Consider the following 14808-nt stretch of genomic DNA (forward strand, 5'->3'; position numbering starts at 1 on the left):
GGCTACAACCGAAACCATGAAAAAACGATTTAACATCACAGGTACTTGTCGGGCAGAAGAACATTACATGATGGACGACAGCCGCCGTTTCCAAAGTATTTTGGAAATGGTAGAATATGGCGATTATTTCGTCATCAACCGTCCGCGACAGTTCGGCAAAACGACGATGCTTTCCGCCCTGCGCAGGGAATTGGAAAAGCGCGAAGATTACCTGCCTATTTTCATGAATTTTCAGGGTCTGGGTTCATCGGTCTATGTGAGCGATATAGCTTTCGGGCAGTTTTTTTATAAGCAACTTGCCACAGCCTTGCAGCGTTCCAAAGCCTTTGAAAACAAGGAAACGCTGGCAAAGTTGCCCCCGCCCCAGTCCATGAGCGACCTTTCCGAACGCATTACCGACATTGTACATCTGACCGATAAAAAGTTGGTGCTGCTCATTGACGAAGTGGACGCAAGCAGCAATTATGAGCCTTTTCTAGTCTTATTAGGCATGTTGCGCACCAAATTTTTGAACCGCGATTTTCCCGAACACTATACCTTTTACAGCATCGTGTTGGCAGGCGTACATGACATTAAGTCGCTCAAATTCAAGCTGCGCCGCCCCGAAGAGGCACAAACTAATAGCCCTTGGAACATTGCCACGGACTTCAAGGTGGTGATGGAATTTTACCCCAACGAAATTGCCTACATGTTGCGGCAATACAGCGAAGCGGAAGGCGTGGAAATGGACTTTGAGGCAATATCGGAAAGGCTGTATTACTACACCTCGGGGTATCCGTTTTTGGTTTCCAAATTGTGCAAGACCATTGCCGAAGATATTTTGCCCAAAAAAGCCGACAAAAGCCGCTGGACGTTAGACGATTTGGAGCAAAGCGTGCAACTGCTTCTGCGGGAACGCAATACCAACTTTGACAGCCTGATTAAAAATCTGGAAAATAACGAAGCCCTCTACCGACTTGTTTATGCCATTATCTTAGAAGGGTACAAAATGCCTTATGCCCCCAACGAAAGCACCATACGTTTAGGAGAAATGTACGGTATTTTTAAGGGGAATGGCATCATCAAAATACACAACCGCATCTATGAACAGGTCATCTACAACTACATCCGCCTGCAAAAGTTCATAGAAGACAGGCAATATAATTTCAGGGATACTTACGTAGCGGCAGACGGCAGTTTGGACTTGGCAAGCGTCTTGCGCAGATTTCAATCATTCATGAAAGAGCAATACAGCAAGCGCAACCGCGACCTGATAGAGCGCGAATGGCGGCTGATTTTCTTAGCCTTTCTCAAACCGATTATCAACGGGCAGGGGCATGACTTCAAAGAAGTGGAAACTTCGGAAGAAAAGCGCTTGGATATTGTCGTTACCTACCTGCAATGGAAGTAAATTATTGAACTCAAACTCTGGCGGGGCGAAAAATCGCATGAGCGGGGCTTGAATCAATTGGTCAATTATTTAAACATTCACGGCGTTTCGCAGGGCTGGCTGCTGATTTTTGATGACCGCGAAAAACCCGATTGGCGCGAAGAATTGATACAACGCGACGGCAAAGAGATTTTCGCGGTCTGGGTGTAGCTATTTTATGATGATTTTTTTGCTTACTCTCTCCCCATTCTTATCAGCCACTACAATAAAAGCACCTCTGCCTAACTGTGATGTCGGAACAGAAAGCATCAAAGCGCCTTTGGGTAATATCCCGCGATACATTATTTGCCCCAATAAATTAATTACCGCAACTTCCGTATCCTCTTCATAAGGGCTTTCCATCAGAATATTGACCTGTTCAACTGCCGGATTCGGGTAAACCTTAAAATCCAATTTGGGTGAAGCATACAGGTTTTCTACACGTGAACCACTGCCCACGGCAGCAGGCAATTGAAAAGCTAAGGGAGGCACAGGGACACGCGCCATAGTTGAAGTACGCCAATCTAAACGGGCAACAGCATTCCCGCTATTCTCATAATATTCCATGCGGAAATCATACCATACACCGGCGGTCATTGTAAAATTAGCCGACACATCGCTGGCGCTTTTATTAACCCATCGGTCAATAATCAGCACATTATTAATCCAAAGGCGTACCCCATCGTCCGTATTGGCAATAAACGTGTAAACCCCGCTTGCTGTCGCACTAATTCTGCCTGTCCAACGCACAGAGAACTGATTGACCGGAATACCGGACATGGGGCTGCCGGAACCCCAATTGAAATTAATGTTTGCATCTGTTCGGGTCAAAGGAGTACCGGAAAGTGTCATGTTAGAGAAATATTCTCCCCGTAAACCGTTCGCAATGGTTGCAGCCTGCGTGGTTGCCTGTGCCTGATTGGAGGCAGCAGATTCGCCGTTGGCATTGACGGCTGTTACCATATAGAAATACGTCGTTGAAGCCTGTAAGCCCGTGTCGTTGAAGGCGTTAGCCGCTACGTTGCTTGACACACGATTGGCCGATGAGGGCGTAAAACCTCCCGTAGTACTGCGATACACATGGTAGCCCGTAGCTCCGCTCACGGCGTTCCAACTCAAAACAACCGTCGTTTGACCTGTGGCTGATGCCGTCAGGTTGGCAGGGGCAGCGGGTGGTTGAGGGGCTGCCTGCGTGGTTGCCTGTGCCTGATTGGAAGTCACAGATTCGCCATTGGCATTGACGGCCGTTACCACATAGAAATACGTCGTTGAAGCCTGTAAGCCCGTGTCGTTGAAGGCGTTGGCCGCTACGTTGCTTGCCACACGATTGGCCGATGAGGGCGTAAAGCCTCCCGTAGTGCTACGGTACACGTGGTAGCCCGTAGCTCCGCTCACGGCGTTCCAACTCAAAGCAACCGTCGTTTGACCTGTGGCTGATGCCGTCAGGTTGGCAGGGGCAGCGGGTGGTTGAGGGGCTGCCTGCGTGGTTGCCTGCGCCTGATTGGAGGCAGCAGATTCGCCGTTGGCATTGACAGCCGTTACCACATAAAAATACGTCGTTGAAGCCTGTAAGCCCGTGTCGTTGAAGGCGTTGGCCGCTACGTTGCTTGACACACGATTGGCCGATGAGGGCGTAAAGCCTCCCGTAGTGCTGCGGTACACGTGGTAGCCCGTAGCTCCGCTCACGGCGTTCCAACTCAAAACAACCGTCGTTTGACCTGTGGCTGATGCCGTCAGGTTGGCAGGGGCAGCGGGTGGTTGAGGGGCTGCCTGCGTGGTTGCCTGTGCCTGATTGGAAGCCACAGATTCGCCATTGGCATTGACGGCCGTTACCATATAAAAATACGTCGTTGAAGCCTGTAAGCCCGTGTCGTTGAAGGAATTGGCCGCTACGTTGCTTGCCACACGATTGGCCGATGAGGGCGTAAAGCCTCCCGTAGTGCTGCGGTACACGTGGTAGCCCGTAGCTCCGCTCACGGCGTTCCAACTCAAAGCAACCGTCGTTTGGCCTGTGGCAGATGCCGTCAGGTTCGCAGGGGCAGCAGGTGGCGGATTCGTACCCGTAATACCCAAGTACTCATTGATTATCAATCCGTTGATGTAACCCCAACGGTCTGCATTATTCCCCCAGTAGCTGAAATCTATCTCGCCGTTGGCCGTAGGCTGAACATATTCTACAGAAACCGTATTCTTGGAATTGTTCAAACACTCCAAACTCGCCTGACGACCATTGAAATCGTAAACCGTCAGCAACGGACGGTCGGTAAAACCTGTGCCCGCAAGGGTTCTGCCTCCGTGCATCGTGAACGAATACCGAAGGCTCGGATTCAATCCCGTAATCTTAAACCGCATCGTGTTTTGCGTGGCAAGCGTAATCCGCATCACCGCATCGGGCACGGGGCCGTTGGTCAGCGTGCTGTTGTTATCGCGAGTGCCCCAGTGAGACGAATTATTCGTGTTGTGATAACCAATCAGGTTGATGTTGGCCGCCGCACCGTTGGCATCACGCAAAGCAAATGTGGTTGTTCCGTTGATGGCATCCCCGTTGATAGTCGTCCAATCGGGAAGATTGGGTACCGTGGTATTGGAAAAGTTTACCTTCACCGTCCGCTGCAATTGCCAAGTAATGCCTTCGGTAGAGGTTGTGGCCGATAAAGCAACAATAGCGCTCACGTTGGGTACAGGTGCGTTATCTTGCGCCGCAATAAAAATTCTGTAAGCCGTACCAAATGTTAAACCGCTGATGGTCAAAGACTCTGTAACATTACCTGCGGTTTCCAATGAACCGCTTTGCAGCGCGCCTGTACCGCTTTGGAGCTGCGAATAGGTTGGTGTAGCAACCGTTGGAGAATAAACACCCCAAACAATGCGCCCCGGTTCATTAATCCTCATTCTCAGGCTTACGGTTGAAGTAGTAATCCCCGTGATTTCAGGGCTCAGCGTAAACTGTGGCGGCACGCCGTCGCGCTTGGAAAACTGCAACAACCAGTCATAAATATTGTCAGCACCGGTAATGTTCGGATAAACAACCGGGCGGATGTTGTCGTGTACCACACCCGTGATAGTCGTTAGTCGCACCAACGGATTGGGAGTAGGTATGCAGGCATTCATCAGCGACTGCATCTGTGTAGATTCGCTGTAAGGTACCACGTTATCGGGGTTGCCATGAAAAATCCATGTAGGGATGTGCTTTATGGTGCATGGATTATTGCCGCCGCGCGCATTAAACCCGGCGAAGTTTGTCCATCCCGAAACAGGCACAATGGCAGCCGGAAAATCAGGGTATTTGATGGCATATTCCCAAACACCGTGGCCACCAGTGGAGTAGCCGGTGAAATACATACGGTCTCTGTCGGCTTTGTAGGCGGTCAGGCTGTGCTGTACCAACAGATGCAACTGTTCAACATGCCACGATGTAACCGACTGTGTACCAACCGTATTTTTTTGTTTGGGCGAAATGACAATCATCGGGAAATCTGTGCCTTGGCTTGCCATGCGGGCAATAGAGCCTGCGCCCGTGGTTGGTGCAATCAACTGTTCCAAACCGTTGGCCTTGCCCTCGTTGCCATGTAAGGCAAAAAGTATGGGTTTAGGCGTATTGTCGTCGTCGTAGTTGCGGGGAAAATAGATATAGAACTCATAAGTATCTCCGCCGTTGAGGTTGTGCGTGATGCTGCCTGCCACCTGCGAAGCTGCCCATTTACCGTTAAAACCGGGCGGGCGGTCTGTTACGGATATGTTGAATGAACGCGTGGCTACTCCTCCTTCCGTATCGGTGGCACGGATGGTAACGTTGTAGTTGCCCGCATCGTTAAACTTCGGGCGCACTTCCAAACGTGCCGTGCGCCTGTCTGTTTGCACAATGTTCAAAAAACGAAGCGGTGTTTGCAAAGTAAAACTCACGGGTTGCGGCGCAAGGTAAGGGTCTATGACTTGCAATACCCTTTCATATATCAGCCGCTGCCCTGTTTCATTAACATGCACATTATCGCCGAAATCTACCTCAGGTTTAATGGTCAAATCGGCTGCCGCCAAATCATCAAAAATAGGGATGGCAAATGCACCATATGTACTGATAATTTGCGTTGCCTGATTTTTTAACTCTTGTCGGAGTGCAAAACCCAGATTGCGCGGCTGTGTGGTCGTTATAAAAAACAATGCACCTGCTTCCTCTGCCTGTTGTTTCAACAAGGCAAAATTCGCCATCGTTTCGGCAGTGGTGTAACCGTTTGCCAAATCGTTGGAAGGCAAGTGCACAATAATGATGTTAGGGTTCAGCGCTAATGCCGCCGTGATGTTTTTTTGAGGGTCAGGCTCAGGACGATCCTCCGGCGGAACACTGCCTGTGGGCAACACGTGATAGGTGGTGTAATTATTTACTGCAAGATTATGAAGGCTGTAAGGTTTACCCAAAGAAATGAGATATTTTCGCAGTCTTCTTACCCAAGAACTATCAGGAGGTACGCCAAATCCGGCAGCGGTGGAAGAGCCTAAAACAACAATGCGCGGATTAGCCAACACTCGCGCATCTTCGGCATCCGTGGCCGATAAACTTACATCGACAATTCCTGACTCATCAACCGTTAGATTGTTCAACGGAAGAATTTGCGGAGGCTGATTCTGCGCAATGGCAATATGGCCAAAAAACAACGCTGCCAATAGAATCAGAAATACATTTGAAAGCGCGCCCGAAGCACGCAGTAGAAAAATTTTCACCGGTCAGGCTTATCATATAAAACAAAACATCTAATTCAAAACACACATAGGGAAATTGATGTAATATATAGTTGCAATTTAGCAAAAATTTTAAAATAAACAAGCCTACGCGGGTATTTCCAATATTAACATTTTAGGCAAAACACATTCCGAATATCTCATTCTTAATCGCGCCGCCTGACCGTATTTCAAAGAAAAAACCCTCCTTTTGCCGACAAAAGAAGGGTTCTTGCACTTGACGAATAAAAACTTACACAAGTCCGCCTTTATCTTTATCCTTTTTCTTGTTGTTGCGTTTTTGGGCAAGGCGTTTGAGCAAACTTGCGGTAATATCTAAAAAGTTAGATTCGGTGATAATACCCACCAGACTGTCCTTATTAACAACAGGCAAGCAGCCCAACTGGTTGTTCCGCATCAAATCCATTGCCTCGTAAATCGTAGCCTGCGGGGTAATGGTAATCGGATTTTTTACCATCAAATCTTCCACGCGGGTATCTTTATCATCGGGATAGCGGCTTTTGCGCAAAAAATGCCGCAACAATGCCCGTGAAGAAATTAACCCGATGAGTCGCCCTTCGTCGTCTTCTACCGGCATGTAGCGAATGCGTTTCCAATCAATAATATCGGCGCTGAGCTCTACCAAATCATCTTTTTTAACTGTAAATAGGTCTGTGGTCATAAACTCCTCCACAATCATATTGGTAGGTTCATACTCCACAATATCACTTGTGCTGGCATCTTTCCACTGATGAACAGGTTCGTTATGCTCCTGATTTTTGGCCATTGCGGCAGTAATGGCTGCCGTAGCTTCTTCTTTGGTGGTTTCTTTAATCAGTTTTGCATAAGAGTTCAAAATCCAACGCGAACCGGTAATGCCTGTTTCGTTGCGTGCCTCTATAATGCCGATGTATTTCTCTATATCTTCCGAATTGATATTTGCCTTTTTGAGCCCTTCCTTGGCAAGCGGAATTAATTCTTTGCGAATCAAATCCATATCAATGATTTTTTTGCCATTGAACCAAGTAAATTTAGAGCCTAATCCTACGCGGGCAGCAGCCAGAAAGTTAGATTTGGCATCGTCAAAATCCATCAGTTTGGTAACATCGCCGTAAGCATCTTCAAAGCCGTTCATCAGGCCAATCCAGAAGGCGGCATTGGCTACCTCATCTACCACCGTAGGGCCGGAAGGGAATACGCGGTTTTCAATGCGCAGATGTGGTTTGCCGTTGGCACTGATACCGTAACAGGCTCTGTTCCAGCGGTAAACGGTAGAATTGTGAATGTTTAAAGCCCGCAAGCGCGGTGTTTGTCCGTTGCGCACACACTCCATCACATCTTCCTCTATATCGGACATGAAAATGACGCGGAAGCGCATGATATCCTCTTTGTACATATCCAGCAGAGAACCCTGCAACCACTGGCTGCCAAAAGTTACGCGCGGGCTGCGTTCGCGCAGGTGTTCGGAAGCAATGCGTGTATCAATGGATTGCCGGAACAAGGCAATGCGGGTTTCCGCCCACAAACGTTTGCCAAACAGCATCGGGGAGTTGGTGGCTATGGCCAGCACCGGCGCTGCAATGGCTTGTGCTATGTTGTATTTTCTGACAAACTCGTCGGGCTTAATCTGCAAATGCACCTGAAAACTCGTGTTACAAGCCTCTATCAGGGCAGAGTCCACCAATACATTCAATTCGTCCAGCCCTTCAATGCGCACCTCGTAGCGATTGCCGCGCATCATATTGATGGCCTCCATCAGCGAATAGTACCTGTCTACGGGCGTAAGATTGTCTAAATTAATGTCAAATTTTCGTATGGTTGGTAAAATACCTGTCAGGATAGCCTGTGTATCTTGCTCAAACGTAACTTCGCGCAGCGTGTGCAACATATCGTTGAGGTTGCTTTCCAACTCCGAAAAGCAGTTGCCTTCAAACGTGAGCGGCGGCACATTTGCCTCTATGTTAAACTTGGCCAGTTCTGTTACAAAGTTGGGATGTTTCAATCGTTCCAGCAGTTGCATATTCACCGGTGCGGGTTTTCCGTGCCTGTCCACCAAGCACATCTCCTGCTCGGCGCCAATGCGTATGATATCGGTTTCAAACCATCCCTCGCGAAGCATGATGTCCAATGCTTCCACATCTTTCAGTAAATAGCGCGTAAACCGATTCAGGTCGGTATGTGTTTTAGCTAATCGCACCCTCAGGTCGCCCATAAATTGTCGGTATTATGTTGAATTGTGTGTTACTAAAATAATTGAATTCGGAATAAAAACAAGCCTTTCATTTTTTTGGCAACAATAAGCCAAGCGATTGCAGCCATGCTTCACACAGTTGCGGCCATGCTGCTACGGGCGAATCCATACGGGTAGCCATGCCATACCCGTGCCCGCCTTTGGCAAACAGGTGTATTTCTGCACTCACGTTTTTAGCTTTCAAAGCCGTGTAGAAAGCCACGCTGTTTCGCACATCTACGGGGTCGTCGGTCGTGTGTACGATAAAAGCAGGCGGTGTTTGCTCGCTGACTAACAGTTCGTTGGAAAAACTATCAACCATTTGGCTGTCAGGATTTTTTCCAAGCAGAGCCTCGCGCGAACCGGTGTGCCCGAATTCATCGCGCATACTGATAACCGGATAAATCAGTATCGCAAAATCGGGACGGAGGCTGCCATTCGCATCGCCGGTCTGAAATTTCACGGCGGCAGAAGAGGCCAGATGCCCGCCGGCAGAGAACCCCATCACCCCTACCTTTTCAGGATTAATTCGCCATTCGGCTGCGCGCTGCCTTACCAATCGGATGGCTTGCTGCAAGTCGGTGAGCGGAACAATAGCGGGTTGCTCCATTGCCCGTGCATTGGGCAGGCGGTAGTGCAGCACCGCCGCAGCAATACCCAAATTGTTGAGCCACAGCGCAATATCGGTTCCTTCGTGTTTATTGGCCAAAATGTAGTAGCCCCCGCCCGGGCAAATAATCACCATTGTGCCATTGCGTTTTTCGGGTGGTGGTAAAAACAACTTTATGTAGGGAACGGTTACACCGCTGAGGATGTCTATGCCGCCCGGACGATGTTCAACCTTTTCAACAATGCCGTGCCCCGATTTGGCGTAAGGTACGGCACCCACATACAAAGGGATTGAATCGGTTTGCCGTGCATGTGCGTGTTTCATTCCTATGCATATAAAGATGACAAGCAGCCAACAATTTCTCATGATTATACGAATAAAGTATCGGGTGAATATCCGTAATTTTCCTAACAATTTACCAATATGCCAACCAGACACATGCGCCTGTTTGTAGTAGTCGTATTATTGATTCTGTGCAAAAACGCATGGGCGCAATCGTCCTATCAGGATGTTATTTATCTGAAAAACGGCGGCACGGTCAGAGGGGAGTTAATTCGCATTGACAACGGTATTTTGCTCATCAGAACCCACGGAGAAAGCCGTGTGGAATTACCCATGAGCGATGTGGAGCGCATCGCCAAAGAACCTCGCAATACTTTGGAAACCGATTCCATTAAACCAAGGTTTTTTAAATCGGAAGGCATCACTGTTTTTCAGGAAATCGGCTATGGTTACAGCACGGGGATGCTGCGCACCTCGCGTGGCTCTTTCAACTATCGCTCGCAAAGCTATACTTTTATGGGCGGCGTAGGCGTGTATATTGCTGATTATGTGATACTTGCTGCCGGAACAGGCTACGGACAGCTATCCCCCGACCGAAAAATAGTGCCGCTTTTCGGCGAAATTCGCACCCATCTGATGCGCAGGCAGTTTTCGCCCTATCTGCTGCTACGCGGCGGCTACTCCATCGGTTGGCGCGACAACCTGCCCGGCAATGACTGGGGAGGCGCATTGTTTGAAGCTGCCGCAGGTATCAAAACCTATCTTACCCCGCAATATGCCATCTATGCGCATGGCGGCTATCATCAACAACAACAGCGAATTGAGCTCATCAATCTGGCCACAAGAAACGTATTCTCCGAAAAAGCCAATTATCAGTTTTGGGGGATTCGGATAGGCGTACTATTTTAGAAATGGTTTAAATCCAATAATTTGCACCTTGAATTAAAAATTCCGTAACCAAATTGCAAAGTCTTATGAAAAAATGGAGAAACTTAACATTGATGGTGATAGCAACCATCTGCTGTTACGTATTTGCCGGTGCATATGCCAATGACAAACACGCCGACTCGGTAATTGGCGTTTGGAAAACCGGCTCGGGCAAAGGCATGGTACGCATCTACAAAGAAGGCGACAAGTACTACGGCAAAATTGTGTGGCTGAAAGAACCCAACGATGAGAACGGCAAACCCAAAGTAGATAAAAACAACGGCGATGAGTCGTTGAGAAACCGCCCGTTGTTGGGGCTGGTAAACCTGCGCGATTTTGTTTACAAAGGCAACAAAGTGTGGGAGGACGGCCGAATCTACGACCCCGAAAACGGCAATGATTACAGTTGTGAAATGAAACTCACCGATGAAAACACCCTTGAAGTACGTGGTTTTATCGGGGTGTCGCTGTTCGGCAGAACAGATGTATGGAAACGTCAGGTGAAGAAAAACTAATTGTATGCAATTCAGAATCAGCTTGTTGGCAACACAGGCAGCACGTGCTGTTATGCTGCTTGTGTGCTTTTTATTTACCGTCCGCCTGTCAATGGCACAAACCGACACAACCAAAGTTGAGGACAATTTTGACGAATACGGCGAATATGGCGACGATGAAAGCGTAAAGCGCTATTGTACACAAAAAGTACAATTCCTCAGCCCGACCAAACTCATCAGCATAGGCTATGAGTTGCAGTTGCCGCAAACCATTGAAACTACTTTCAAACCTTTTCTGGCAGGTATCCCCGGCACGGTACCTTCGGAGGGCAACCGCAGTGCTTCGTTTCTTTCGCACGGCTTGCGCTTGGGCGCAAACTTTCCCGTAATTTCACGCAGCAGCATTATTGTCAATCTGGGTGTAAACTACTACGAAAGCCGTATGCAGTTTGAAAATGAAGCGACCGTAAACAATGCCATGCACCGTGCTTTGCAGGAAAAAGGTTTGCGCACAACCGGACTGATGGCAACGGTTTTCAAGCCGCTCAACGAAAAAAACTTTGTCATAGTAGCAGCCAATGCCGACCTGAACGGCAACTATAACTTCTCTGACCTGCAACCACTGAATACTACCCGCTACAGCGTATTGGGTATTTACGGTTGGAAAAAGTCTGATAAACTCATGTGGGGCTTAGGCTGGGCGCGCACCTATCGCTTGGGCGAAGTAAACAACACCGTTCCCCTGCTGATGTACAACCGCACTTTCAACGACCGCTGGGGCATAGAAGCATTGCTGCCTGCCCGACTGAACGTGCGCAGAAACTTTTCACCAACCTCGCTGTTGCTGTTGGGCTATGAGTTGGAAGGTAACTCCTACCATATCCGCAGCCGTGCGAGCGACCCCTTCAGCCAGCGCATCAACGGTGCAGAAATACGCCGCTCCGAGTTGAAGGTTCGCCTGACTTACGAGCAGCAAATCTCCGGATTCATCTGGCTCTCGGCACAAGCAGGCTTGCGCATGAATGCAAATTTCAACGTATCGGCAACGGAAAATGCTCCGCGCCGCGAGTATATTGTAGAAAATACACTCACCAATCCGTTGTTTTTTGCGTTCAGTATCAATCTGGTAAGCCCATGATGACAAGCATACCGGCTACTGTTTTTCAAGCCCGATTTTCAGGATAACGGGGCAGCCGCTCAAAGCATTGCGCACCCCACGTGGTTGAGATGCTTGACAAAGGAATTGAAACGCTATCCGCAAATAAAAAATCCACTTTCACAAAAAGTGGATTTTTTTTATCGGCTCAGAAAATCATGTTATTTTCGGCTACTCAAACTATCAAAAACTCACATATGTGCGGAATCGTTGCATACATCGGGCCACGTCAGGCCTACCCTGTTTTACTGAAAGGTTTAAAGCGTTTAGAATATCGCGGTTATGACAGCGCAGGCATTGCACTCATAAATGATGATAATCAACTCAAAGTTTACAAGCGCAAAGGCAAAGTGGCGGAGTTGGAAGAAAGCCTGACCGGCATACCATTAGCCGCCAACATCGGTATCGGACATACACGCTGGGCTACTCACGGCGAGCCGAGCGACCGTAACGCTCACCCGCATATTTCGCAAAGCGGCAAAATTGCCATGATTCACAACGGCATTATTGAAAATTACGCCCAAATCAAGCAGGAGTTGCTCAACAAAGGCTATCGCTTCCACAGCGACACCGACACCGAAGTTCTGCTCAACTTTATTGATGATATCCGCGAACAAAATCACTGCCCGCTGGAAGAAGCCGTGCGCATTGCGCTCAAACGCGTTGTAGGGGCTTATGTAATCGTGCTGCTGGATATAGAAAACCCCGATACGCTGATTGCCGCACGTAAAGGCAGCCCGTTGGTTATCGGCATTGGCAAAGGCGAACACTTTTTGGCCTCCGATGCTTCCCCTATTCTGGAATACAGCAAAGAGGTGGTCTATGTAAACGACTATCAAGTAGCCATCATCAAATCCGATGAGTTGATTCTCAAAAACTTAGGTAATGAACGTCAGACACCTTTCATCACCAAGTTGGACATGGATTTGGCAGCCATTGAAAAAGGCGGCTACGACCATTTCATGATTAAGGAAATTTTTGAGCAACCCACCACCGTTTTTGACTGTCTGCGCGGTCGCTTAGATGCCGGTCTGGGGCTCATTACCCTAAGCGGGATTGAGCAAAACCTCGAAACACTCACACAGGCACGTCGGATTATCATTGTTGCTTGCGGCACCAGTTGGCACGCCGGTTTAGTGGGTGAATACCTGATTGAAGAGCTCTGCCGAATCCCCGTAGAAGTAGAATACGCCTCTGAGTTTCGCTACCGCAATCCGGTAGTGGGTGAAGGTGATGTGATTCTGGCAGTCAGCCAAAGCGGAGAAACCGCCGACACACTGGTTGCAATAGAAAAAGCCAAAGAAAACGGCGCTTTTATCTACGGCATCGTAAACGTTGTGGGTAGCTCCATTGCAAGGGTCTCACATACAGGCACTTACACCCATGCAGGCCCCGAAATAGGCGTAGCTTCCACCAAAGCATTCACCGCCCAACTGACCGTCATTACCCTTTTTGCACTGCGGTTGGCACTTGCCAAAGGCACTATCAGCCGTGAGCGCTTTCTTTCGCTTTGCAACGAACTTTCGGTCATTCCCGACAAAATTGCACAGATTCTGGACAATGCGGCTGCCGTTGAAGCAATTGCGCAGCGCTACAAAGACGCGCGCGACTTTCTGTATCTGGGGCGCGGCAATAACTTCCCCATCGCGCTCGAAGGTGCACTTAAACTCAAAGAAATCAGCTACATACACGCCGAAGGCTATCCGGCGGGAGAAATGAAACATGGCCCCATTGCCTTGGTGGACGATGCCCTGCCCGTTGTTTTTGTGGCCACCAAAGATGCGGTACATGAAAAAGTAGTCAGCAATATGCAGGAAATCAAAGCCCGCAGAGGCAGAGTAATCGCCATATTGACCGAAGGCGACGACTTTACGGCTCAACTTTGCGAAGCACACATTGCCATACCTGAAACAGACGAACTGCTCACTCCGCTACTCTCCGTTATTCCGATGCAACTGCTGGCCTATTACATCGGCGTAGCCAAAGATTTGGACGTAGACAAGCCCCGCAACCTCGCCAAATCGGTAACGGTGGAATAAGTTTTATGGTTTCCTTGCTACCACAAAGCGGTCTTTGCCGTGCAAATCCTGTTGCACGGCAACGTCTGCAAACCCCTTGGCGCGAAAAACTGCCGCCGTTGTTTCACCCAGTGCTTCATTAATTTCTACACCCAGCCACCCGCTGCTTTTCAGGCATTGCCAAGCGGTTCGGGCAATGGCCTCATAGAATATAAGCGGTTCATCGTCCGCCACAAAAAGTGCATACGGCGGTTCAAAATCCAACACGCGGGCGTGCATCTGCGCCTGCTCGCTTTGCCGCACATACGGCGGATTGCTCACTAACACATCGCAAAGAGGCAACAACTCCGCAAGGGTATCGGATAGCACATCCGCCTCTCGGATAACCGTTTTCACGCCTAATCGGCGTGCGTTCAAATGCGCATAATACAAGGCCTGCGGGCTGTTGTCAATCGCATAAACCTCTGCCTGCGGATAGCGCAAGGCAAGGCTGTGCGCAATGCAACCCGTTCCGGTGCATAAATCTGCAATGACAGGTTGCCGGACGGCAAGACTGCCTAAAAAATCATCGGCCATTTGTACCAATTGCTCTGTTTCCGAGCGGGGAATTAGTACGCCCTCCCCTACGGCAAACCGCTGCCCTGCAAACCAACCATAACCCAACACATACTGCACGGGCATGTGTTGCCGTAATAAAGGAAGCGCCTCACTCCATTTGTCAAAACCCTGTAAATCAGGCGCTTTGCCTGCAATCACATCAACAGGTCGCAGCCCGAAAAAATCTTCCATGAGCCAATTGGCGATGCTGTCAGCTTCTTGCGGTTCGTAGATGTCGCGCAGTTCCTGCCTAAGATGCTGTAAAATACTCTTCGCGTTTGTCAAACTTTTATACTGTTAAAACCGTTTTTATTGTAATTTCACACGCCTGTATCAACCTTAAACTACCTTCGGTATGCGTCAAAAACATTTA

General features: G+C 48.9%; 10 protein-coding genes. 6 read left to right on the forward strand and 4 right to left on the reverse strand.

Going from position 1 to position 14808, the window contains the following annotated elements:
• Positions 1–16: 16 nt before the first annotated feature.
• Together NDK19_RS09280 and NDK19_RS09285 are read left to right on the forward strand one after the other, a co-directional pair.
• Positions 17–1390: an ATP-binding protein gene (locus NDK19_RS09280; protein ID WP_250631597.1), complete on the forward strand. Its 1374-nt coding sequence runs from the start codon at positions 17–19 to the stop codon at positions 1388–1390.
• Positions 1391–1438: 48 nt separating this feature from the next.
• Positions 1439–1579: a hypothetical protein gene (locus NDK19_RS09285; protein ID WP_250631598.1), complete on the forward strand. Its 141-nt coding sequence runs from the start codon at positions 1439–1441 to the stop codon at positions 1577–1579.
• On the opposite strand, the gene NDK19_RS09290 is transcribed toward NDK19_RS09285, so the two are convergent.
• The 3 genes from NDK19_RS09290 to NDK19_RS09300 all read right to left on the reverse strand — a co-directional run bounded on the left by NDK19_RS09290 (position 1580) and on the right by NDK19_RS09300 (position 9285).
• Complete coding sequence (locus NDK19_RS09290; protein WP_250631599.1) at positions 1580–6124, reverse strand: fibronectin type III domain-containing protein; 4545 nt, start codon at positions 6122–6124, stop codon at positions 1580–1582.
• Between the two features lie 250 nt (positions 6125–6374).
• The gene (locus NDK19_RS09295; RefSeq protein ID WP_250631600.1) at positions 6375–8333 is read right to left on the reverse strand and encodes a CBS domain-containing protein; all 1959 of its coding nucleotides are present in this window, start codon (positions 8331–8333) and stop codon (positions 6375–6377) included.
• A gap of 67 nt (positions 8334–8400) precedes the next feature.
• The gene (locus NDK19_RS09300) at positions 8401–9285 is read right to left on the reverse strand and encodes an alpha/beta hydrolase (RefSeq protein ID WP_250631601.1); all 885 of its coding nucleotides are present in this window, start codon (positions 9283–9285) and stop codon (positions 8401–8403) included.
• A gap of 99 nt (positions 9286–9384) precedes the next feature.
• Between NDK19_RS09300 and NDK19_RS09305 the strand changes: the two genes are divergently transcribed.
• The 4 genes from NDK19_RS09305 (at position 9385) to glmS (ending at position 13859) form a co-directional block, all read left to right on the forward strand.
• Positions 9385–10152, forward strand: a complete 768-nt coding sequence (locus NDK19_RS09305) for a hypothetical protein (protein WP_250631602.1) — start codon at positions 9385–9387, stop codon at positions 10150–10152.
• A 65-nt stretch (positions 10153–10217) separates the two neighbouring features.
• The gene (locus tag NDK19_RS09310; protein ID WP_250631603.1) at positions 10218–10685 is read left to right on the forward strand and encodes a DUF2147 domain-containing protein; all 468 of its coding nucleotides are present in this window, start codon (positions 10218–10220) and stop codon (positions 10683–10685) included.
• A gap of 4 nt (positions 10686–10689) precedes the next feature.
• Positions 10690–11802 (forward strand): DUF6268 family outer membrane beta-barrel protein, encoded by a 1113-nt coding sequence (locus tag NDK19_RS09315; protein ID WP_250631604.1) that lies wholly within the window; start codon positions 10690–10692, stop codon positions 11800–11802.
• Positions 11803–12017: 215 nt separating this feature from the next.
• Positions 12018–13859 (forward strand): glutamine--fructose-6-phosphate transaminase (isomerizing), encoded by a 1842-nt coding sequence (gene glmS / locus NDK19_RS09320; RefSeq protein WP_250631605.1) that lies wholly within the window; start codon positions 12018–12020, stop codon positions 13857–13859.
• A 3-nt stretch (positions 13860–13862) separates the two neighbouring features.
• Here the strand turns inward: glmS and prmC are convergent, their stop codons facing one another.
• On the reverse strand, positions 13863–14720 hold the full coding sequence (prmC, locus tag NDK19_RS09325; protein ID WP_250631606.1) for a peptide chain release factor N(5)-glutamine methyltransferase: 858 nt from the start codon (positions 14718–14720) through the stop codon (positions 13863–13865).
• Positions 14721–14808: the final 88 nt, after the last annotated feature.

The organism is Rhodoflexus caldus, from assembly GCF_021206925.1.
GTDB classification, from domain to species: Bacteria; Bacteroidota; Bacteroidia; order Cytophagales; family Thermoflexibacteraceae; genus Rhodoflexus; species Rhodoflexus caldus.